This is a genomic window from Microcoleus sp. D3_18a_C4 (genome assembly GCF_036702415.1).
Lineage (GTDB): Bacteria > Cyanobacteriota > Cyanobacteriia > Cyanobacteriales > Microcoleaceae > Microcoleus.
In genome coordinates this window covers 1-20854 of sequence record NZ_JAUBTI010000049.1, presented here as the reverse complement: position 1 = coordinate 20854, position 20854 = coordinate 1, and the positions used below count along the sequence as shown (strand labels likewise).

The 20854-nt window shown below is 44.2% G+C and carries 22 protein-coding genes; 13 read left to right on the top strand and 9 right to left on the bottom strand.

Translation table 11 applies throughout. The annotated features are described in order from the left end of the window. Window positions 1-10: 10 nt before the first annotated feature. Complete coding sequence (locus tag QUB16_RS20255; protein WP_333108046.1) at window positions 11-412, bottom strand: helix-turn-helix transcriptional regulator; 402 nt, start codon at window positions 410-412, stop codon at window positions 11-13. A 174-nt stretch (window positions 413-586) separates the two neighbouring features. Between QUB16_RS20255 and QUB16_RS20250 the strand changes: the two genes are divergently transcribed. After that, a complete protein-coding gene (locus tag QUB16_RS20250; protein ID WP_333318829.1) occupies window positions 587-970 on the top strand; it encodes a hypothetical protein in 384 nt (127 codons plus the stop codon). Between the two features lie 234 nt (window positions 971-1204). Here QUB16_RS20250 and QUB16_RS20245 read toward each other — a convergent pair whose 3' ends face one another. Then, a complete protein-coding gene (locus QUB16_RS20245; RefSeq protein ID WP_190746013.1) occupies window positions 1205-1690 on the bottom strand; it encodes an allophycocyanin subunit alpha-B in 486 nt (161 codons plus the stop codon). A 96-nt stretch (window positions 1691-1786) separates the two neighbouring features. Continuing rightward, window positions 1787-2149 (bottom strand): hypothetical protein, encoded by a 363-nt coding sequence (locus tag QUB16_RS20240; protein ID WP_333318827.1) that lies wholly within the window; start codon window positions 2147-2149, stop codon window positions 1787-1789. Window positions 2150-2172: 23 nt separating this feature from the next. Here QUB16_RS20240 and rlmD point away from each other — a divergent pair, with 23 nt between their 5' ends. The 7 genes from rlmD to QUB16_RS20205 all read left to right on the top strand — a co-directional run bounded on the left by rlmD (window position 2173) and on the right by QUB16_RS20205 (window position 9979). Beyond that, window positions 2173-3585 (top strand): 23S rRNA (uracil(1939)-C(5))-methyltransferase RlmD, encoded by a 1413-nt coding sequence (gene rlmD / locus QUB16_RS20235; RefSeq protein WP_333318826.1) that lies wholly within the window; start codon window positions 2173-2175, stop codon window positions 3583-3585. Between the two features lie 295 nt (window positions 3586-3880). After that, window positions 3881-4276, top strand: coding sequence for a XisH family protein (locus QUB16_RS20230; protein WP_333318824.1), 396 nt, complete (start codon window positions 3881-3883; stop codon window positions 4274-4276). Between the two features lie 102 nt (window positions 4277-4378). Then, complete coding sequence (locus tag QUB16_RS20225; RefSeq protein WP_333318822.1) at window positions 4379-4714, top strand: XisI protein; 336 nt, start codon at window positions 4379-4381, stop codon at window positions 4712-4714. Between the two features lie 161 nt (window positions 4715-4875). Continuing rightward, window positions 4876-5601, top strand: a complete 726-nt coding sequence (locus QUB16_RS20220; RefSeq protein ID WP_333318821.1) for a DUF6884 domain-containing protein — start codon at window positions 4876-4878, stop codon at window positions 5599-5601. After that, on the top strand, window positions 5598-7094 hold the full coding sequence (locus QUB16_RS20215) for a DNA double-strand break repair nuclease NurA (RefSeq protein ID WP_333318819.1): 1497 nt from the start codon (window positions 5598-5600) through the stop codon (window positions 7092-7094). The genes QUB16_RS20220 and QUB16_RS20215 overlap by 4 nt, the downstream gene beginning before the upstream one ends. A 15-nt stretch (window positions 7095-7109) precedes the next feature. After that, on the top strand, window positions 7110-8921 hold the full coding sequence (locus tag QUB16_RS20210; RefSeq protein WP_333318818.1) for an ATP-binding protein: 1812 nt from the start codon (window positions 7110-7112) through the stop codon (window positions 8919-8921). Window positions 8922-8926: 5 nt separating this feature from the next. After that, complete coding sequence (locus QUB16_RS20205; RefSeq protein ID WP_333318816.1) at window positions 8927-9979, top strand: hypothetical protein; 1053 nt, start codon at window positions 8927-8929, stop codon at window positions 9977-9979. Between the two features lie 244 nt (window positions 9980-10223). Here the strand turns inward: QUB16_RS20205 and QUB16_RS20200 are convergent, their stop codons facing one another. After that, the gene (locus QUB16_RS20200; protein WP_333154984.1) at window positions 10224-10367 is read right to left on the bottom strand and encodes a hypothetical protein; all 144 of its coding nucleotides are present in this window, start codon (window positions 10365-10367) and stop codon (window positions 10224-10226) included. A 184-nt stretch (window positions 10368-10551) separates the two neighbouring features. Then, complete coding sequence (locus QUB16_RS20195; RefSeq protein ID WP_333154983.1) at window positions 10552-10872, bottom strand: DUF433 domain-containing protein; 321 nt, start codon at window positions 10870-10872, stop codon at window positions 10552-10554. A 318-nt stretch (window positions 10873-11190) separates the two neighbouring features. Between QUB16_RS20195 and QUB16_RS20190 the strand changes: the two genes are divergently transcribed. From QUB16_RS20190 to QUB16_RS20175, 4 genes are all read left to right on the top strand, one after another. Beyond that, window positions 11191-12306: an SPFH domain-containing protein gene (locus tag QUB16_RS20190; protein WP_333318814.1), complete on the top strand. Its 1116-nt coding sequence runs from the start codon at window positions 11191-11193 to the stop codon at window positions 12304-12306. Window positions 12307-12719: 413 nt separating this feature from the next. Further along, window positions 12720-13037, top strand: coding sequence for a YkvA family protein (locus QUB16_RS20185; protein ID WP_333154981.1), 318 nt, complete (start codon window positions 12720-12722; stop codon window positions 13035-13037). A 143-nt stretch (window positions 13038-13180) separates the two neighbouring features. Further along, entirely contained in the window at window positions 13181-14221 is a 1041-nt protein-coding gene (lpxD, locus tag QUB16_RS20180) for a UDP-3-O-(3-hydroxymyristoyl)glucosamine N-acyltransferase (RefSeq protein WP_333318811.1), read from the top strand. 120 nt (window positions 14222-14341) lie between these two features. Then, window positions 14342-15205, top strand: a complete 864-nt coding sequence (locus QUB16_RS20175) for a CPBP family glutamic-type intramembrane protease (RefSeq protein ID WP_333318810.1) — start codon at window positions 14342-14344, stop codon at window positions 15203-15205. 443 nt (window positions 15206-15648) lie between these two features. Here the strand turns inward: QUB16_RS20175 and QUB16_RS20170 are convergent, their stop codons facing one another. The 4 genes from QUB16_RS20170 to QUB16_RS20155 all read right to left on the bottom strand — a co-directional run bounded on the left by QUB16_RS20170 (window position 15649) and on the right by QUB16_RS20155 (window position 17630). Further along, window positions 15649-16107 carry a hypothetical protein gene (locus QUB16_RS20170; RefSeq protein WP_333204951.1) on the bottom strand — a complete coding sequence of 153 codons (459 nt, stop codon included), beginning with the start codon at window positions 16105-16107 and terminating at the stop codon, window positions 15649-15651. Window positions 16108-16161: 54 nt separating this feature from the next. Continuing rightward, a complete protein-coding gene (locus QUB16_RS20165) occupies window positions 16162-16524 on the bottom strand; it encodes a hypothetical protein (RefSeq protein ID WP_333318808.1) in 363 nt (120 codons plus the stop codon). 84 nt (window positions 16525-16608) lie between these two features. After that, window positions 16609-16947, bottom strand: a complete 339-nt coding sequence (locus tag QUB16_RS20160; RefSeq protein ID WP_333140654.1) for a hypothetical protein — start codon at window positions 16945-16947, stop codon at window positions 16609-16611. 185 nt (window positions 16948-17132) lie between these two features. Beyond that, a complete protein-coding gene (locus tag QUB16_RS20155; protein WP_333318806.1) occupies window positions 17133-17630 on the bottom strand; it encodes a hypothetical protein in 498 nt (165 codons plus the stop codon). A gap of 944 nt (window positions 17631-18574) precedes the next feature. Here QUB16_RS20155 and QUB16_RS20150 point away from each other — a divergent pair. Next, on the top strand, window positions 18575-20560 hold the full coding sequence (locus QUB16_RS20150; protein ID WP_333318804.1) for an NB-ARC domain-containing protein: 1986 nt from the start codon (window positions 18575-18577) through the stop codon (window positions 20558-20560). Window positions 20561-20854: the final 294 nt, after the last annotated feature.

Below are 20854 nucleotides of genomic sequence, written 5' to 3'. Positions count from 1 at the left end.
TGCAAATAATCTAGTCGTAGAGCTTCGCATCGTTGTAGGGCGGATGTTCGCACGCGATGTAAAGCGCATTTGTCGGTTCCAGGGCTTCCCCAGTCACCGGATCGATCGGCTTGAGGACAAAGCATAACAGAGAGAGCGATCGCCAATCCAAATTATCCAGCTTCCCACGTTCGTAACGGTTGACTGTTGCGGCACTGATACCCACATCTTTGGGGACGGGTTGATTTGTCGCTGTGAACAGCGCCTCTTCGTACCCCCTTGTTTTGAACTGTGTTTCGCTAACAGACCAACCTATTGTCTGTCTTGCAGCCTTTAACATCTTGCCCAAACGCATCCGCCCCGTCTCCGTGAAGCGAACGGGACGCAATTCCTGCCGATTGTCTACCACAGCGTTGTTAGAGAGTGCTGACATTTTTTCCACCTACATTAACTCTCAAACTAGCACAGCATCAATGATTGAGGGTTGTACGAACAACATCTGAGTTTCCATTAAATATTGTTGCACAAGTGAGATAAGAATCTGATATAGAGTAAGATGTAATTGAGTCTAAACAGAACTTGCCTCTCAAGCCCTGAGTATACAGCCATGACACCACTATTTCGCCGCATCCAACCCTCGAAAAAGCTCCGCATCACCGTCAGGTCGATCGCCCAAATGCTCAAAATCAGCCAAAACCTGATTAAGCGAGTCGAATCATGGGCTTTCGTGGTTTTCGTCCACCATCGGGATAGAGGCGGCCTGTTTGTCAGCTACCGCAGGCTGGAAGAATGGCAAAATGCGATCGCCCATCATATCCAAACCTGCCCCACCCTTGGAGAACTCTCGCAGCTCAAAACATCCATTCAGTACGACAGCCGGAAATTCAAAAAACAATATCTCCCAAAAACACTTGACTTTTTAAATCAAATGTGCATTGAAAAACAAGACGAACTCAACATCTGGGAAAGCTTAAACAGCATTGCTTCCTAGCCGAAATCAAGCAGATTTCCTAACACTAGCAACCGCACCCAACCGTGAGGACGCTGTTAATTGCTCAAACCCTTGCCTTTGATTCTGTCAACTGTCAACTGTCAACTGTCAACTGTCAACTCTTCCTTGCTAAAAAACAGAAGCGAAACATTTGCGAGCAATTGCGAGATAAAATCACCCCAAAAATCACCCGCGAATGCTCCGCCACATTCATGAAAGCGATCGCCAAAGCAATTAAGACATTGCCTGAGCGATATAATCAAAATAAGGAGCTGCTTCCTTAGCATCATCCTGATTGAGCAAAGCCAAAGAAGCTTCCTTCAAACAGCGGATAGCTTCGACCATGCCAGGAACAGGAACGCCGAGAGAATTATACATTTCCCGAACGCCAATCAAACCGATGCTTTCGATCGGCTCCTTGTCACCCGCCAAGATACCGTAGGTAATCAGGCGCAAGTACCAGCCGTAGTCGCGCAGACACAAAGCCCGTTCGCGTTGGCCGTAAGCATTACCTCCGGGGGAGATAAAGTCAGGGCGTTTTTTCCAGAGTTTTTTGCTAGCTTCTTCAACAATTTTTTTCTCACTGTCAGACAGCGCAGTAGCAATACGCACCCGCTGTTCTCCGGTTTTAAAAAAATCTTTGATGCTTTGAAGTTCGCCGGTACTGGGATAGCGAAGTTCGTCGTCGGCTTGGAGAATTAGTTGGCTAACTACGCTCATTGTTATTCAAAAAAATTGAGGATATTTGAGAGTAAGATTAATTGACATTCTCATCCGTTAAAGATGAGATTCTTGGTTGGGCGATTTACTTTGCTTCTAACATTTATCAACATTAGAAGTAGCGGGTAAATCTCCGCAAACGTTATGCTTGATGTTCAAGCCAGTTTCCCTGTGTTCCAGGGTACGGCGAGAAAAACTCAAAAACTGCGATTGAGAGTTTTGATGTCGGCAGACACTTTGACTGTTTAACGAGTTTTTGCTAGCTCGCCCCAACAGCATATCGCACAGGCTCGATCGAGACAACTCACGGCAGGCTTGACTTGCAGGTTGAAGCTTGGCTTTAGCAGCAAGACGTTCAGCAGCAGGAATACGGGCTGCTATTGAGCTTGAGTGCGATGGATGGAGCCCCGCTTCGCTACGACTTATCTCAGGAAAGAGAGAGCGATATTGCATTACCATATTAAATCCTACCACGACTACTTGTGACCAAATCTAAATTCCCGACCCCAAACTCGACGAAATTGGCAAACCCTTGCCAGCAAGGTCAACTGATTGAGATAGAGATTACCGACTTGACAGACACCGGCGACGGAGTTGGTCGTTTTGGTGAGTTAGTAGTGTTTGTGCCCGATACCGTGACGGGCGATCGAGTCCTTGTCCGCCTCGTGCAAGTCAAATCCACCTATGCTACAGGCAAGCTGGACACACTTCTGGAAGCATCCGAACACCGCATCCGAGCTAACTGCATTGTCGCCGACAAGTGCGGCGGCTGTCAGTGGCAGCACGTAGACTATCAATATCAGCTTGCAGCCAAGCAAAATCAAATCATTCAAGCCTTAGAACGGATTGGCGGATTTAGCAATCCCCAAGTGGATGAAATTTTAACGGGAAAAATCGAGGGATTTCCCCAATTTTTGGGATACCGCAACAAAGCGACTTATCCCGTGGCCATATCTGCAACAGGTCAAGTCCAAGCAGGTTACTATCAAAAAAGCACCCACAAATTAGTCAATCTCAATCAGTGTCCGGTGCAAGATCCGCGCCTCAATCCTTTGTTAAAAGAAGTCAAAGAAGACATCCACTGGCGGGATTGGCAAGTCTACGACGAAAAGAAACATACAGGAGAATTGCGTCACTTGTCCTTGCGGATCGGACGGCGCACCAGCGAGATGCTGCTAACTTTAATAGTTCGCACTGGAGACTTGCCGGGGATCGAAGAGCAAGCATCAGAGTGGCTGAAACAATATCCTCAACTTGCAGGGGTTTGTTTGAATATAAATCCCGCTCAAACTAATGTGATTTTTGGTGCAGAAACTCGCTGCATTGCGGGTCGTTCTTATCTGCGAGAAAGCTTTGCTGGTTTGAAATTTCAGCTAAGGGCCGATACTTTTTTTCAGGTAAATACAGAGGCTGCTGAAGCGTTGTTAGAGGTGATGGTAGGGGAATTGAATTTGCAGGGAAACGAGGTTTTGGTTGATGCTTACTGTGGCATTGGTACTTTTACTTTACCCCTGGCAAAACAAGTAAAAATAGCCATAGGTTTAGAAGTGCAACTGGCGGCGATCGAACAAGCCCAATTAAATGCTGAGTTAAATGACGTGAGAAATGTCGAGTTTCAGGCGGGAACTGTAGAGAGTTTGCTGCCTTCCTTGGGATTGACACCGGATATTGTGCTGCTAGATCCGCCGAGGAAAGGGTGCGATCGCGCGGTTTTGGAAGCTATCAAGGAAATCAAGCCAAATCGCATTGTTTATGTTAGCTGCAAGCCTGCTACTTTGGCTCGCGACCTGAAGATTTTGTGCGAAAATGGGGATTATAAGTTAGCGCGAGTGCAGCCGGCGGATTTCTTTCCTCAGACTTCTCATGTTGAGTGTGCGGCTTTTTTGGTCAGGTGAATGAAAGGGCGATCGGTTTTTGGGAATGAAAGGGCGATCGCGCTTATTTGATTCTTGGCATTTTGGTTGAGTGTTATAATACTATTTGTGCTAATACCAATTTAATGTGAAGTTGCACATATCTCGATCCCCCTAAATCCCCCTTAAGAAGGGGGACTTTGATCGGAATCTTGTCCCCCCCTTGTTAAGGGGGGCTAGGGGGGATCGGATTCTATGCAGCCTCATAAAAAATTGGTATAAGTTCCTAAGTGCGTGGGTTTGGATAGAATGGAAACTAGGTATTTGAGTAAAGTCTATGTCGGCTAGGGATGTTTTCCATGAGTCTGTGAAATCCGCTCTCCTGAAGGATAATTGGGTAATTACCCACGATCCGCTGAAGCTAAAGTTTAGCGAAGACGATCGGCTCAGGATTGACTTGGGGGCGGAACAGCTTTTAGCCGCAGAGCGAGGTGTGCAGAAGATTGCGGTGGAGGTTAAAAGCTTTCTGAGCGAATCAGCTATGTTTGATTTCCACCTAGCCCTCGGTCAATTTTTGAATTATCGACTAGCACTCAGAAATTTGGAGCCAGATCGATCGCTCTATTTGGCAGTTCCGATCGCTGCTTATAATTCATTTTTCTCTCGTGCTTTGCCCCAAGCGGCCATAGCTGAGTACGATTTAAAGTTGTTAGTATATAGCAAGTCTATTTGAGTCGTCAATGTAGAAAAACCTGAAACGCTTGTGATGATTGAATCCATTGTTTACAAATCAAATGGTTTTGCTATATGACCCTACTAATGAGGTGATTGTGGAATGGATAGATTAACTAAATATCGGCAGATTGTTCGCAATTTTCTGATGGAATATAGCAAAAGTAAACCCATCAATGGTGACATAGAAATCCAGGTTTTGTTTGACACCGAACATGACCATTATCAGATATTAGATTTAGGTTGGGACGGTCACAATCGGATTTATAGTTGCCCGATCCACTTAGACATCAAAGATGGGAAAGTCTGGATTCAACGCAATCAAACCGATGAACTGATTGCTGAGGAGTTAGTGCTGATGGGTGTGGCGCGGGAGGATATTGTTTTGGGGCTTCAGCCTCCCTATGCAAGGCAGTTTACGAGCTATGGTGTTGCTTAGGATGTGGCGATCGCACTTATAATGTCTTGTCACAAGGGCGATCGCTTTTAGGGAATGAAAGGGCGATCGCATCTGCTACCTCTACTTCATCACGCTAGTTGTAAAGCAAGAAATAGAATAATGTGGTAAATAACATGAATAACATATAGTGAGTTCTGAATTTGCGACATCTGCTAATTTTGGCTTGCTCGCAGCGTAAACGTTCGGATGCTGATTCGCTGCCTGCTATTGAGCGCTATGATGGCCCAACATTCCGTTTGCTGCGTCGTTTTCTGCGGAAACAACCATCAGCACGGTTAGAGATATATATTTTGTCAGCGAAGTTTGGCTTGATACCCAGTGACTATCAGATTCCAAATTATGACCAACGAATGACAAAAATGCGATCGCGTCAATTGCAGCCAGAGGTCATTGCTAAATTTGAAGATATCCTCAGCGCAAAGTCATACCAGAAACTTTGCATTTGTCTAGGTCAAGATTATTTCCTTGCACTGGATAAATACGATATGCTAATTAAATCAGGATTAGCTGTGCGAATTGCTACAGGCTCTTTGGGTAAAAAGCTGGCAACCTTGCATGATTGGCTGTACGGGAAGCCCCCGGAACTAGCTAGTAGACAGGCTGTTGTCCCCCAAGGGAAAGCAAGTCTTAAAGGGATTGAGGTTGTTTTGACACCAGGAAAAGTGCTTGATTTAGTGCGTCAAGCGTTGGTGGAAGGCAAGGGCAACCCTGGTTGTTACCAGTCGTGGTATGTGTTAGTTGGCGATCAACGAGTATCGCCGAAGTGGGTGGTAAGTCTCTTGACAGGATTGCCTGTCAGTGATTTTCATTCAAGTGCGGCTAGGCGAATGCTAATCCAGTTAGGTATTGAAGTGAGAAGTGAATGAATCAACCAGATAGCCCAGATTATCGTTTAACTGAGGAAGGCGTGAGAGCAGATTTACAAAGTCAGCCTCACTTGATGATTAAGTTACAGGAAAATGCGCTTCTTGTTGCGGAGAGTTTGCGGGATCACTATTTTGCAAATACTGCAAAATTTGTCACACACTTGCGACGAGCAATGCGCGAGGCGGATTTAGGAACAAGAGAGCAAATACTTAATGCTAAAGCCATCAACGATCTAAATTGGGAGAAGGTTCAGGGTGAAGTTGTCACCTTTATTGATGGGGGTCTAGGTCAGGTTCAAATGTCAAGTCCTGTTCCTGTTCTTCTACGAGTAGGTTCTTATCGTGTACGAACTGGGGAACGTAATCTGGCTGAACGCGAACAGTTTGGTTATTATCCCGTTATTTTTGGCGATTTAGAAGGTGGTAGTAAAGAACGCAAAGATTTCCCTGATATTGTCCGAATTACTGCCGAACTTTTAGGGGGTCTATCAGCTTTAAAACGGACACCTGATTTACGAGTTTTAATGTTTCATGGCCCGCTGATTTACATGATGAGTGCCTATGCTGGACATACTCCTTTTACGGAAAAAGACATTGACCTTTTTTTGAGCCACTACGCACAACCTGAATTAGCTATTGAGCTTAAGGAAAAGTTTATGCGAGAAGCAAAATTAGATATTTATTCACAAATTGCGCCAGACCGATCTAATGATTGGGTAAAAAGAAGACTATTTGAACCTTTGTCATGGATGGCATTTCTGTATCGTCAATTAATTGAAGAAGCCAGGAAACGAAAACCCAAAACAATTATTGTTGGCGTAGTTGAACGAGGGGGAGAATTAAGAGAATTCAGTGAAACCATTTTGCTTAAAAGAATCTTCCGAAATTTACGAGATAAAGGAAATGAAAATTACTTTAATAATTTATATGAGCGTAAAGATATAACATCAGAGAAAGCTTTGTTGGACAGACTAGGCTATACAGATGCTCTCCTGCTATCTATGTTGTTGGAACCCGGTCAGTTTTCAGAACCTTGGGACATCAAAAATAAATATGCCGGACTAACTAAAGGTAAAATTTCCTTACCTGATGAGTCTTATACAACCGATGCAGATTGGAGTTGCCTGAAATCATCTAATAAAATTGGATTTCCTAAAGTTCAAGGGTGCTATGTAAAAGTTTCTGAAACTACTGAACCATTTAGAGTAGAAGTTTTTGCTGATTTAGGTAAAGACCAGATTATAGAAGCTGCTCGACGCGCTTATTTGTATGCTCGCGTGCTGCCTGGATATGCTTTTCCCGTAGGATTAGACATTGCTGACAAATACGCTAAGATTCCCAACTGGCTAACTGAGTCTTATAGTAAGCTAATCAAGTATCATTTGAGTGTTAGCTTGCAAAATGGACAGATTACTGACGCTCAAATGCGACGCATCATAGTTCAGTCAATTTACATGACCAAGCGGGATTGGTTATTCCGTCCTAACGTTTAGAAGAGAACAAAACTTATGGCAACATCTGCAAAAAAAACACCGCAACCCAACAATTCATCTCCTAATTCTGTCGCACCTAATCGTTCGGTCGGGACGTTGGTAGGCGAAAGTACAAGTCGCGAGTTTCGACTAGCTGTAACACCTGAATCTGTCCGCGAACAAGACATCATCGCTGTAGATGCTGAATTGCGTCAATCAGAAAATAATTCCACTGTAGAACAAATTCGTATTTGGGCTAAAGTTCAAACGATTGAACGGATAAATCCTCTTTTCCCAACTGAAGCAGGACATGAGTTGGCTGCTACCCGGACAAATCCATTAGATACAGTGCTTTCATTAACTGTGGAAATGGTGACAGCGGTTTGTCAAGTATTAGGTGCTGAACCTGCGGATCGTAGGGGAGGTGGTAAGCTAAATAAACTTCGTTATCCTCCTAAACCGGCTTCCACTGCTTACCGGCCTGAATCAGTAGACATTGCTCGCGTGGTTCTTGGGGAACTGCAAGACAAGAAAAATCGAGCTTTAGACATTGCTACTCTTTCCAACCGTTCTGAAGTAAATGTCACAGTAGATGGTCATGCCATTGTCACCCGTCACCTAGCAATTTTAGCCATGACTGGTGCTGGCAAGAGTTGGGCAGCGAGGCGAGTTATCGAGCAGTTGGCTGCGAAAAATTATCCCATAGTAATATTTGACCCTCATGGAGATTACACGGGTTTAGCAGATGTTCCAGAATTTAAAGAACGAGTGCATCGCTACTACGCACAGTTTCCTATTTTTGAAGAAGACAGCGATACAGTAGCTCAAATTGTGAGTAATCTTGGATATGAACTAACGTCTACCATGCTGACTCGTTTTAGCGATGTCTTTCAGGTAGCTAAGTCTTTTTATATAAAAGACAAATCACAAGAGATGATTGAGCGAGTCGATTGGTTGGCTACACGCATTAACAAACCTGATTTAAAGCAATATGGTGTGCAACCTAATTTGTGGTTAATTGCTCAGATGGCAGAAGCCGGTGAAGCAGCATTGCGTGACAATGATGGTGAAAATGATAGACAACAATTAGAAGACTGGGGTTGGAATGGATTCACAAGCTATTCAAAAAATGACATACGCACACTAGAAGCAATTAAAAAGCGCACTTATGCAGCAGCAGGGGCTTTACGACGTATGGAACAAACAAATCAAAAAATAGCTCGTACTGGTGCTGAACCGTTACCAACTGACCGAAAAGAATTAGTTAAATATGGTCAAATAAGTGTGGTTTCTTTAGCTGGCTATACAGAGGAATTTCAAGCAACAATTTACAGTATTATCTCTGACAACATTTTTGATTCAAGGGTAAGAGATGAGCTGAAATTACCAGTGCTTCTACTACTTGAAGAAGCTCATAACTTTGCCCCTGGAAAAGCCAATACACCAGCACAACAACGATCTATTAATGTTACCAGACAGATTGCTCAAGAAGGACGGAAGTTTGGTGTTGGTTTGATTTTAATTAGTCAGCGCCCTTCCCGACTGGATGAAACCACTCTCGCCATGTGTAACTCATACATCATCATGCGTATGGTTAACCCTGCTGACCAAAATTTTGTCCGTAGGGTAATTGAAAGTTTAGGTGAGGAAGAAGTAAAGATGCTTCCAGATTTAGAAAATGGTGAAGCAATTCTATCTGGACAACTTACGAGCTTTCCTGTCCTGGTAAAAATAAAAGAACCTGCTTCCAAAGGCGAACGAGAAGAAAAAGATGCTTTCGATGCTTTGGAGGAAGCCCACGCGGAAACTTCCAAAAAAGCAAAATCTTCCAAACAGACAAAGGGATAAACTATTTGGAAATTGTCGCTGGCATCAGTTTAAAAGGGATCAAACCGCGTGTATGGGATAGAACCTCAGAGTATTACCTTCCCCAGCTACACGCGGTAATGATTTCCTACGCGGATTTTCACAAAATGCCTAAACGCAGGCGTGAGGCAATGGAAAAGGGACTGCACGAATCTCTGGGTATTCCTACTCAGGTTCAAATTTATCTTGATAACGGTGCTTTTTACTTTATAAAACGTGATGGTGAAACGCCAAGAAAAGAGTATGAAGAGTTTGTAGAAAAAGCTAAACCAGACTGGTATCCAATTCCTCAAGACTTTATTCCTACTCCCAAAATGACATTTAAGGAGCAGAAACAATGTTTTAAGCGGACAATGGAAATGAATCTGGCTTATAAAGACCATCCATCATACATTCCTGTTATTCACATTAGCGAATTGCTTGAAGATTATGTAAATGAAATCAAAGCACATCAGGAATTCTTAGCAAAACCATATATTGCGTTGGGTGGCATTGTACCAAATTTACTACGCGCTCCTAAAGCAATACCTTATCAGAAAATTCTATCTAGCATTCAACATATACGCGAAGAATTTAAAAATACAAAACTTCATGTTTTTGGCATTGGTGGGACAGCAACTATACATTTAGCCGCTTTATTGAGCATTAACTCAGTAGACTCAAGCGGTTGGCGCAGTCGGGCGGCGCGGGGGATGATACAATTGCCTGGAACCGGAGAGCGAATTGTCGCTCCTTTAGGAAACTGGAGAGGTCGTAAAGTCAGTCAAGAAGAGGAAAAAAAACTAGAGGAATGTCTCTGTCCAGCTTGTCGTCAGTATAAATTAAATGGACTTAAAATAAGTGGTATGGAAGGTTTTTGTAATCGAGCTACTCATAACTTGTGGATTCTACTGGAAGAGGCTCGACTGATTGAAGAACATTTATATAATAGTGGAGATTATAAGGAGTGGTACAAGGGACACTTAGATAACACCATTTATCGTCCACTGATTGCTAAAATAGTTGAAAATTTGGAAGGCAGAGAAGTTAATGAAAACTAAAGCGAAGCGCACAGAAATTAATAACTTTGATCAACAAATTGAACTAACTCGCTAGAATTAAGATTTGATGGCATTTATCAACGAGCGCGGACAACAAACAAAAACCTTTTCAGCAGTAGAAGTACGAGCTAGGCTGGCGTTAACAAGCAGTGAGCAAATCGAGATGCGATCGCCCCTCTCCCCTCCTCAATCTTAAAGTACGATCGCCCTTATTTTCCGAAAGTGCGATCGCGTTACAATAATGTCAAATATATTCAATCCTCCCGATCATTTCTTCAGGTGTATAGACTTCATAAATTAAAATCAAACTACGGATAATCTCGCCAACAGAACGAGAATTAGGAGGACAATAGACAATTCCCGGATAATCGGTGGTATAACTTGCCATAATTATAAAATCATCATCGTGAGTTAATATCACGCGCTGCTATTCGCGAATAAAGGCTAGGTGTGACTCATCGCTTTTAGTACGCAACCCTGCATCAACTGTTGTCGTCACATCTATCCCGTAACGACGTAAACCGCGCGCAATATTAGAGTCAATATGTTCGTCTACATGAAAACGAATTTGCTCACTCACCTCTAATTGCCCTCAATTTGTCTTGTAACGGAGATGGTGGACTATTACGCTTTAATTCTTCCACAATAGCTCGACTTTCAGCAGTGTGACGATCGATTTCTTCTCGACGATCGTAATAATAGGTCATTGCAGCATGAACAGAGGCAAGTGGTAAGTCATACTTGCCGGCAATTTCTTCTATAGAAATTCCCATTTTCAGATCCATTTCGGCGATGTGTGCTACAGCAATTCGATGGCCAGCAATGCGTGGCTTACCACCAAGTACCCCAGGCGTAATTTCGATATGTTCTGTGATGACTGATTCCTTAGACATCTTAGTTAAATGCTCTTAATCAGTAATGTTTAAGCTCTTTAATATTAGCACAAATAGTCACAGTTGCAGCAAATTGTAGGGTGCGTTAGACATTAATTCTTTCGATTTCAACAGGTTGGAAGGATCAGACGCACCCTACAAACAGTATTTCGATCGCCCCCACCATCAACTAGATGCAAGCTAGATCCAGTCCGGCCTGAATCGTGGGGAGTCCAGAAGTATAGAATAGAGGTTGCGGAACCGGCACACCGCCCGATCGCTCGCCCGCAGCAATTTGTTACCCTAAAAATAGAATCTCCCCTCCCTCAACTCCCTCCCATGAACAACGCTTCTCCCCTGATTCAAACGATAACTCCAGAACGCTGGGCCGGGTTTAGTATGGACTTTATAGGGGCGGGTTACACGGGTTTGTTGGTCAAAAACGGCCGCGCCGTGCGTACCCTGAAATCCGGGCGGCATTTCAGCTTCGCCCTTCCCCTGTTGGAACAGTGTCAAATTGTCATCGTAGACACCAAACTCCGCAATTTGGATGTACAGTCGCACGGAGATTTTTTGTCTAAGGATCGGTTTTTAATTGATGCCACTCTGACTGTTATTTATCAAGTTATAGATCCGAAACGAGTAGCTTTGGAATTGTCCGATCCTTTAGCTGTTTTAGCAAGTGCAGTTAAGGATTGTATGGGATTAGCGATCGGGCAAATACCCCTACAACAGCTTATCAGTCAAGGACGGCTGTTGCTGCGCCAAAATTTGCTCGATCGCGTCCAAGATTTTTATACCCTAGGTTTTAACTTAGAAGACGTGCGAATTGGCGATGTCAGCTTTCCCGAAACCAACGGAGTTATTCGCCAAGTTGAGGGAATGAGTGCCCGACAGGAAGCAGAAAATGCCGCCGCCCTGCAAATGAGAATTGCCGAAGCAGGCCGTCCGATTGTTCCTCAATCTCCCGTACAGCAGTTAAACTTAATTTCAGGTAATTCTCCTGCGAGTCTTCCAGCTTCAGACACAGCAGCGGGTTTCGATCGCGATTTACAACAACTAACACAACAACTTGCTCAAAACAGCCTCCCTCCTGACAGAAATCCTCCCCAACTTGCACCAACCGTACTCGCAAGCAGCGATCGGCAAACAACCGCATATTTAATCTACAAACTTTCTGGAGAAGCGATCGCCCTAACAGCCAATCCCTTTACAATTGGACGCGAACCAACCAACACTTTAGTATTGCAAGATCCGCAAAGTTCGCGCTACCACGCTCAAATCCGCCGGGCCACTGACGAAATTGGCAAACAGCGGTATCAGCTTGTCGATAGCGGCAGTTCCAACGGCACTTTTGTGGGTGGGCAGAGGCTGGCTGCTAACGAGCCTTTTTGGCTACCAAATGGCTGCGAAATTGCGATCGGCGACCAAAAATGGATCTTTCAAAATTCGTGAGATAAAAATATGAAGTTATTTGAAACAGCAGATAAACACAGATAAATCCCATCAGCGTTCATCTGTGTTTATCTGCTGACATCTGCGGTGAAAAAATCCCAATTTAAGTAACTTGCTTTAATCACGATATACAAGTAATAGATGCCGAATCTACCGTCAACAATATGAATGTTTTTTGCAACCGCAAATCAACGCAGATAAACACAGATAAATTCCATCAGCTTTCATCTGTCAGGTTTCTGTAGGGGCGTTGTCAAGAGTCCCCGCCCTTCCGACACAGCTTGACAAATCCCTCCAGCCCAATTCCCTATACTCCCAGGTAGAAGTCTCTTGCCAACCCTAGGGGGGATATCTCCACAAGCATTTCGAGCGAGAATTTGTCAAGATTGAAAATATAAGTAGAGGACAACCGCATGAACTTTTCTATACAATCTGTTTACAACTGGTATCGCGACACCCTCCGCAACCCCAAATACCGCTGGTGGATTATTCTGGGAACCCTGGCATATCTGGTAAGCCCGATCGACATAGCCCCAGACTTTCTCCCCGTCATCGGACAAATTGACGATGTGGCAATTGCTGTGTTGCTGATTTCCGAAGTATCCCAAATGGCGATCGACTACTTTAAATCTCGTCAAACAGAGACAGCTTCAGCATCCGAAGCCACCGGTGCCCCTTATTCTGAAGCCAAAGGCAGCACCGTTGACGTAGATGCTGTTTCTGTAAAATAATTGCCAAAAATAATCGATCGCTACAACCCCGACTTCTTACAGAAATCGGGGTTTTTGTTTTTTCAATGGCAACTGCTCAGATCGTGCTCTAAAGCTGGTAATTTTAACTATGATCCATCTGTGTTAACAAAAAATTTTTATAGATGAAGTTTAGCGAAATAGTACAAAAACTTAACTTAGCCACCAGTCGCACCCTCACAGCGTCGGTTGCTACCGATCCAGAAATTACAGGCGCGGCCCCTGTTGATGAAGCTGCATCCGGCACAATCAGTTACATAGAAGGTGCTAAATTTGCCCCTCATACAGCCACTACAAATGCTTCGGCTTTAATTTTACCCTTAGATGAAAGCCTCCAAGCTCAATGTACCGATCGCAATATCGCTTGGATTGCCGCCGCAGATCCGCGATTGCTGTTTGCTCAAACGATCGCCCTTTTCTATCAACCGTTTCGCCCAGCATCGGAAATTCATCCCTCAGCCGTCGTTCACCCCTCAGCAGAAATTGGTGAAAATGTCTATATCGGCCCCCACGTCGTTATTCAAGCAAAAGTCAAAATTGGCAGCAACGTTTGCATTCATCCAAATGTCGTAATTTACCCTGATGCGGAAATAGGCGCAGGCACTGTTTTACACGCTAATTGTGTCATTCACGAACGTACTCGCATCGGGGCAAATTGCGTGATTCACAGCGGTGCGGCGATCGGTTCCGAAGGTTTTGGGTTCGTGCCGACAGGCACAGGATGGGTGAAAATGGAGCAGTCTGGCTGCACTGTATTAGAAGAGGGCGTTGAGGTTGGCTGCAACAGCACGATCGACAGGCCCGCTGTCGGAGAAACCCGCATCGGCCAGAATACAAAAATCGACAATTTAGTGCAGGTAGGTCATGGCTGTCAAGTCGGGAAAAATTGCGCGTTTGCCGCTCACGTTGGCATGGCTGGCGGAGTAAAAATTGGCAACAATGTAATTTTGGCAGGTCAAGTAGGAATTGCTAATCAAGCCAAAATCGGAGATGGGGCGATCGCCACTGCTAAAGCCGGAATTCACAGCGACGTGCCCGCAGGTGCGATCGTGACGGGCGTTCCAGCAATTCCCCACAAACTATTTCTCAAAGCCGCAGCCGTCTACAACCGCTTGCCGGAAATGTACCAGTCTCTGAGGCAAATTCAGCGCAAGCTCGATCGGTAGTCAATTGGCAGTAGTCAGTTGGCAGTTGGCAGTTGGCAGTAGTCATTAGTTAACAGTCATTAGTTAACAGTTAACAGCCAACAGCCAACAGCCAACAGTAGTATAGTTGCAACTCCTTAAATGTGGAATAGTATAAACAACCTGCAATTGATGTCGCCGTCAATACCAGCCCTTGTTAAAATAATCTTCTTTTTCTCGACTTGGATTGTTGTGTGGCTTCCCGCAGCGATTGTGCTGGCGATCGCCCTCAAATGGCATCCACCCCAACCCCTGGGGAACAAAAAACTACCTTTACTAGCTTCCCTCTACGTGATTGTCCCCTTCATTTTATGGGCGACAAGTTGGATCGAAAACGCATCTTTTGCCCACTGGGGTTGGGATTGGAAACCCGCAGTTTTGATGTCATTAATGCGGGGATTAGGATTAGGAATAATCAGCTTAGTAATTTTATTCGGTCTGCAATTAACCGCAGGCTGGGTCGAGCTAAAAAAAAGCGAAACTTCCACAGAAACAGGCGAACAAAAAATTAATGTTTGGACTTTAATTTTTAACCCTGCTAGTCTGCTGACTCTGTTATTAGGACTGTGGATTAGCGCCACAGAAGAGTTAATCTTTCGCGGCTGCTTGCAAACAATCCTCCAGCAAGATTACTCAGTGCTAATCGCAGCAGCGATCGCCAGTTTCATTTTCGCGATCGCCCACCTAATTTGGGCCGCCAAAGAAACTCTACCGCAACTGCCAGGATTGTGGCTGATGGGGATGGTTTTAACATTAGCCCGCATCGCCGACAATGGCAGTTTAGGATTGGCGATCGGCATTCACGCAGCTTGGATTTGGGGTATAACTACCGTAGATACAGAAGGCGCAATTAAACCTACTTCTACCGTACCAGAATGGATTACAGGAATAGCAGCGAAACCGCTAGCAGGTGCAGCCGGAATTCTGTTATTGCTAGCAACAGCAGGCGTAGTTTTGTTAATTTAAATAAGACTTACTCTAAAAAATCCGGTTTTTTATAAAAGATTGGCTCTCCTGGATTTGTGGTAGAAATGAGAGTATAAGCGTCTTCCTCATCCGGGATATGGGGCCCGCACCACGAGCATTTTTATTTTGCTGAGCACCATAAACTCAGGACATTTGGATTATGATATCAATTCCGGTTGCACTCCTCATAATAGTTGACTGTTAATTGTTAACTGTTAAATCGGGGTCGCAAAACTCAATGATGGTTGAGTGTTGAATGTTGACTAGACCTCTTGCAAAAATAATTAGGACGGGCAAGATGCCCATCCCACAAGAAAAATAACTCTTGTGGGACGGGCATCTTGCCCGTCCCATTAATTGATGAAAGGATTTTTGCAAGAGGTCTACTCGATTTTACGCCCGACGATCAAGCGCGGATTTGATATGATATCTACTCTCTTGAATCAAATATTCAAAGGACGTGATGGCGGTGGTGGCATGGGCGGTTTAGCGATCGCCAGAGACTTAGAATAGCGAGCCTCTAAAACACCAGTTCTAAACTGAGCCACTTTTTCTCCCTTCCTGTGAAATACTATCACATTAACCCGACTGCTGTAAATAGTCAGATACCGCTGTTTGACAATGAAGGCAAGAATAATAAAGACAACACCGATAAAAATACTGAGAGTCGGAATTCCTAACCAAAACAGCCACCAAGTACAACCCTCTCCTGTTTCAATCGCTCTAACATCCTCAATCGGAATAAACACCTCTTTTGTTTCTAATCCGAAAAAAGATTCCGAGCTGATTTGTAACATTTCGCCAGCCAATTTAACCGTAATTGTGCCATTACTTTGAACGGGAACAATCCCCACAATTTGACCAGGTGTACCGCTGATTTGGATGAGTTGATTAGATTTCATATTTATTGTCTATTGGCGGTTCGGAAAAGCTATTAGATCGCCTCCTTTTAGGATTTAGCACGTCCGAAAAATTGTATAACAACAACCTCGACCTATTTGTTGACTCAAACTTGCTCTACCTATCGCCACAAGTACCACTAAAACCTCCTGCGTATAATAGGCAAGCTGATGGCCATAGCTGTAAGGTAAATCTAACTTGCTGGCAACTGGTTTGAGGACATCTGCTGCTTCATCTTTATTAACTTGATGTCCCTTGAGTTGATTGTACAAATACTCCACTACTTCACAAGTAATGTTTTTTGTAAATACGATTGTAGGTCTTTGATCCTTAATCACATCTACTCGATAGTTTGAGCCTTCACGGTAGACTAGGTGGCAGTTGCGTAATCTAACCTCTCCAATCAATTCGCTCTCCATCTGTTCCTCCTATTTGATTCTCTAAGCAATTAGCAGCGATCTATCTTGGGCAATTTACAAATACAATTGCTCATCTCATGTTTACTAAAAGCCAAACTCTTCCCCAAGTCTCCGCCTCAAATCTCCAGATAGTGGTAATTGGCGGATTTCTTTGCAAATTGCAGCATGAGATTCTCCATTTTGAATGCGCTGCCTGTAAATTCCAATTAACAGCGCTTCAAGACCGTACTTAGATAACATTTCTGTCGCTAAACCGATGATGCCTAGCAAAGCAATGCCACCGAACATTCCTGCTGGCCCACCTAACATTGCCAAAGCCGTCGTAATTGCGGCCGCTCCTGCAAAACCTGTAGTTGCCATCACAATTAGAAGTAAAATTACAGGCAATCCTAGTCCAGCAGCTTTCCTAACAAACTCGTCCATAATGTCGCTCCTAGTCTGTATATAGAGGAATTAAAAATCAGAGAATTGGGTTTTTGGGTCTTGACTTCCGTTTAACAAAGGGATTCAATGAAACCAGCCCAAAAATTTATTTACTCATTTCATTAATTTTTTCTAATTTATTGAATGATTTGGTATGGGTTTAAGTTTGATCTCTAGGATCTTACCTAGTCCCACTCCAAAAACTTGATTGACAAATCATTGTTACTGCGATCGCCTAGTTGAAGAGCATTGTCCATGATGCTCCTGAATTCATAACCCTGATTGCGAGCTAATACACCGCCAAGCCGAACAGTCAAAAATTCGACTACTGCTCCGTCTCGTTTATCGATAAATTGAACGCTGATAGACCGAACTTTAGCCGTCTTACTTTGCTTGTTGGTTAACCGCCCTACAAGAAATCGCTGAGTTCCTGTATTTTCCATCGCTAATCCAGTTAACTCCAGTCCATTCACGAGCTGAACCCTAAAAGGGTCTGGCTTCCGCGTGTTTTCAGGTGGTTTGGGAAATCGACAAAGCTCATCGAGAGATTGATACTGTTTTCTTTGAGAATTCAACTGAAAACACCCCGGATACTCTTGGGCGATCGCCCTCGGGAACAGATTGAAAAGAGACAGAAGCGCGATCGTCGGTAAAGCGGTTATCAACTTGACGCACCTAAACATGGCTTTTTACTCTCCAATCGAGTAACGATACTCATCATTTGTTTTAGTCCAGCAGTTTTCACAGGTAAATCTGGTTTCGACATCTACTGATTAACCAGGGTCAAACCCAAAAATTATGCAAAGCTGAGGGGGAAACTGTATTCAGGTTCGCTGAACTCAGAAAGCTCTCCGGCTGCGCCGACTTTCTGAAACATCCACCGCGCCTAACTGAGATTAATGTATCAAGCTAAGTTCTAGTTTGTCAAGCTAATGCTCAAAAACATCTCATTAAGTGAGATAAAACCCTCAAAAGTCGATTTCAAAAGGCTCTAGCCCCACTAATGGCAGGGCGGTTTCTCAGAAAAACCAGGATTTTGTAGGGGCGGTGCCCCCGTGCCCGCCCTGCCCCGTGCCCGCCCAGGCCCGTGCCCGCCCTGCCCCGTGCCCGCCCAGGCCCGTGCCCGCCCAGGCCCGTGCCCGCCCAGCCCCCGTGCCCGCCCTGACCCAGACAGGATAAATTGGGCATTTCAGCGATCGGGGCAACCACGGGGGGTTTGCCCCTACAGGAGAATGAAACAGTCCTGCCTCTAACGGCAACTGAAACAAGCTCTAAACCTCCACCAATCAAGTATCCCGATCGAGCAACTGCTCCAAATTTCAGCCGATCGCCCCTCAATGATTCTGTTGTCTATCTCGTTTACCTCGTCCTAAGTGAGAAAAAAGCCCATATAATCAAGTTACAGCCCAGAAGTCTTGGTTGGCCCCACCCCTCATTTCTTCTGTTGTCTATCTCGTTTATCGCGTTCTAAGTGAGAAAAAAGCCCATATAATCAAGTTACAGCCCAGAAACCTCTGTTTCCAATGCCAAAATTTCTGTGTTCGCTGATTTCGCGCGATCGCCCCGTCCTTTCCCAGCTATCTTTGAATAGAACCGCCCGCTTTGTAATACCTGTATTCAACGTAGTATGAAACTTCCCGAAGATTTTTTAATAACTTTAGCCACTAAAGTTGGCATTTCCGAAAACGAATTTGAGGTCTTATCAAGAGCAATCAAAGGCGAATCCATGTCTGATATTTCAGACCAGCTTCGCGTTCGCAAAGATGCCTTACAAAAACGCCTGGGAGAAGTATATAAAAAATTTGAAGTTCAAGGTGCCGGGCCTGGAAAATTAGCCAAACTCCAGCAAATTCTCGTAACTGAATACCAGAAACAAGTTGCCAATAACCGTCACGATGCTACAACCGACCGCGAAGTTTATCCAACCGTCGTAGAGAATACCCGCTTCCAAGACACAACTATCCCTCAATTCTCACCGCGTATTGATTGGGAAGAAGTCCCAGCTAAAGAACCTTTCTACGGGCGGCATTACGAAATAGAAACTCTCAAAAAATGGATAGTGACAAACCGTTGTCGAGTAGTCACAATTTGTGGCATGGGAGGGATTGGCAAAACAGCATTAGCTACCCAAACTCTACAACAAATTCAAGGGGAATTTCAAACCATAATCTGGCGAAATATCGCCACATCTGGCCCCCTTGAAAAACTATTGCCAGACATCTTGCAATTCCTCTCTCATCATTCAGAAATCGACATTCCCAAACCCAGCAACTCACTCATCTCCCAGTTAATAGAATATTTGCGTTTAACCCGCTGTTTATTAGTCTTCGATGAAGTCGAAACTATCCTCGAAAGCGGACAGCTACCAGGACAATACCGTCCCGGATACGAAAGTTACGGGGAACTCTTCCAACAAATAGCACAAACCTCTCACCAAAGTTGCCTGCTTCTCATCAGTTGGACTCACCCTATAGAACTCGATAATTTAGCAGAAAGAACCTTACATTGTCGAGATTTAGAACTGAGAGAATTACCTGAAAAGGATGCCAAAGAAATCATTTTATCCGCCCCCCACGTTTCTACTTCAGAGAGTAATTTACTATCAGAACTCATTTACCTATATGGCGGTAATCCCCTCCTATTAAAAATAGCCGTCACTCACGCTCAAGATATGTTAGCGGGCAATTTAGCACAACTCGTCAAAAAAACTCCGTCGGTTATTGAGGGCATTGTCCGAGATTATTTTGAGGAGAAATTTCAGGATTTTCATGAATTAGAAGTAAAAGTATTGTCTTGTTTGGCGAGCAATAAACCCGCCACCCTTAGCGAGTTGCAATCGAGTCTACTATTTGCTGAAGACTTATCAGAATTGAAACTGGCTGTAGAAATTCTAATCGAGCGATCGCTCCTGCAAGCCCTCACCGAGTCTGGGGAAGAACGCCTGACAGTCAGCCCGCAGGCTAGGCTATTTGTCACCCATCAATTAATCGCTAAATACCTGAATCAAATTGGTTACAAGAAATACTTAGAGAGTGAGTTACAGACGGCAAAATGTTATTTAACACAAACCCTTCGCTACAATCCAGAACTGCCAGCAGCTAACTACAATTTAGGGTCAACCTACGAAAAACTCGAAGATTTGTCCAACGCTCGCCAGCACTACAAAAAAGCAGCAGAATATAAAAACAGTCGCGCTGCCGGTGCTGCTGTCAATAATTTAGCGCGATTGGAAATTCTGAGCGAAAATTTTGACATAGCGGTAGAGCTAATTCTCTCCATTTTGCCAAAAGTTAATGACAAAATGGTGCAAGTCACGCTCCACAAAAATTTGGGATGGGCTTATCTAGGGCTGCAACTTTACAGTGACGCCGAGACTCACTTGCAAAAAGCAATTGAATTAGATAAATCCTATACTGTAGCACACTGCTTGCTAGCACAAGTTCTCGAAGCAAAAGGGGATACAACAGCAGCTCTTTCTTGCTGGCAAAAATGCCTTAATTGCTCGACACAAGGCCAACAACAAGAAGGTGTGGCGTGGAAACTTCCAGAATTAAGTATTTGGAAGAGTTTTGCCCGCGAGAGGCTCAGTGCTTCGGGCAGAGAACCTAATTAATTAAATTACAGTAAGCTGTTCTCCATTTAAATTGTGTGTCAAAAATCACTCAAATTATTGTGGGATGGGCTTCTAGCCCGTCCCGAATATGCAATTTAAACACGCAACAGCTTAGGCTGCGTCAGTAGTTCTCAGTTTTTCGCTCCTACTTCACCATTTAACTAGCTGACGCACCCTACTGAAAGCTCGCTAACAATTAAAGTTATTTAGGATCGCAAATTAAATAACTTACAATTTTAATTGTTATTGTGGGATGGGCGTCCCGCCCGTCCAAAAAGGACGGGCGGGACGCCC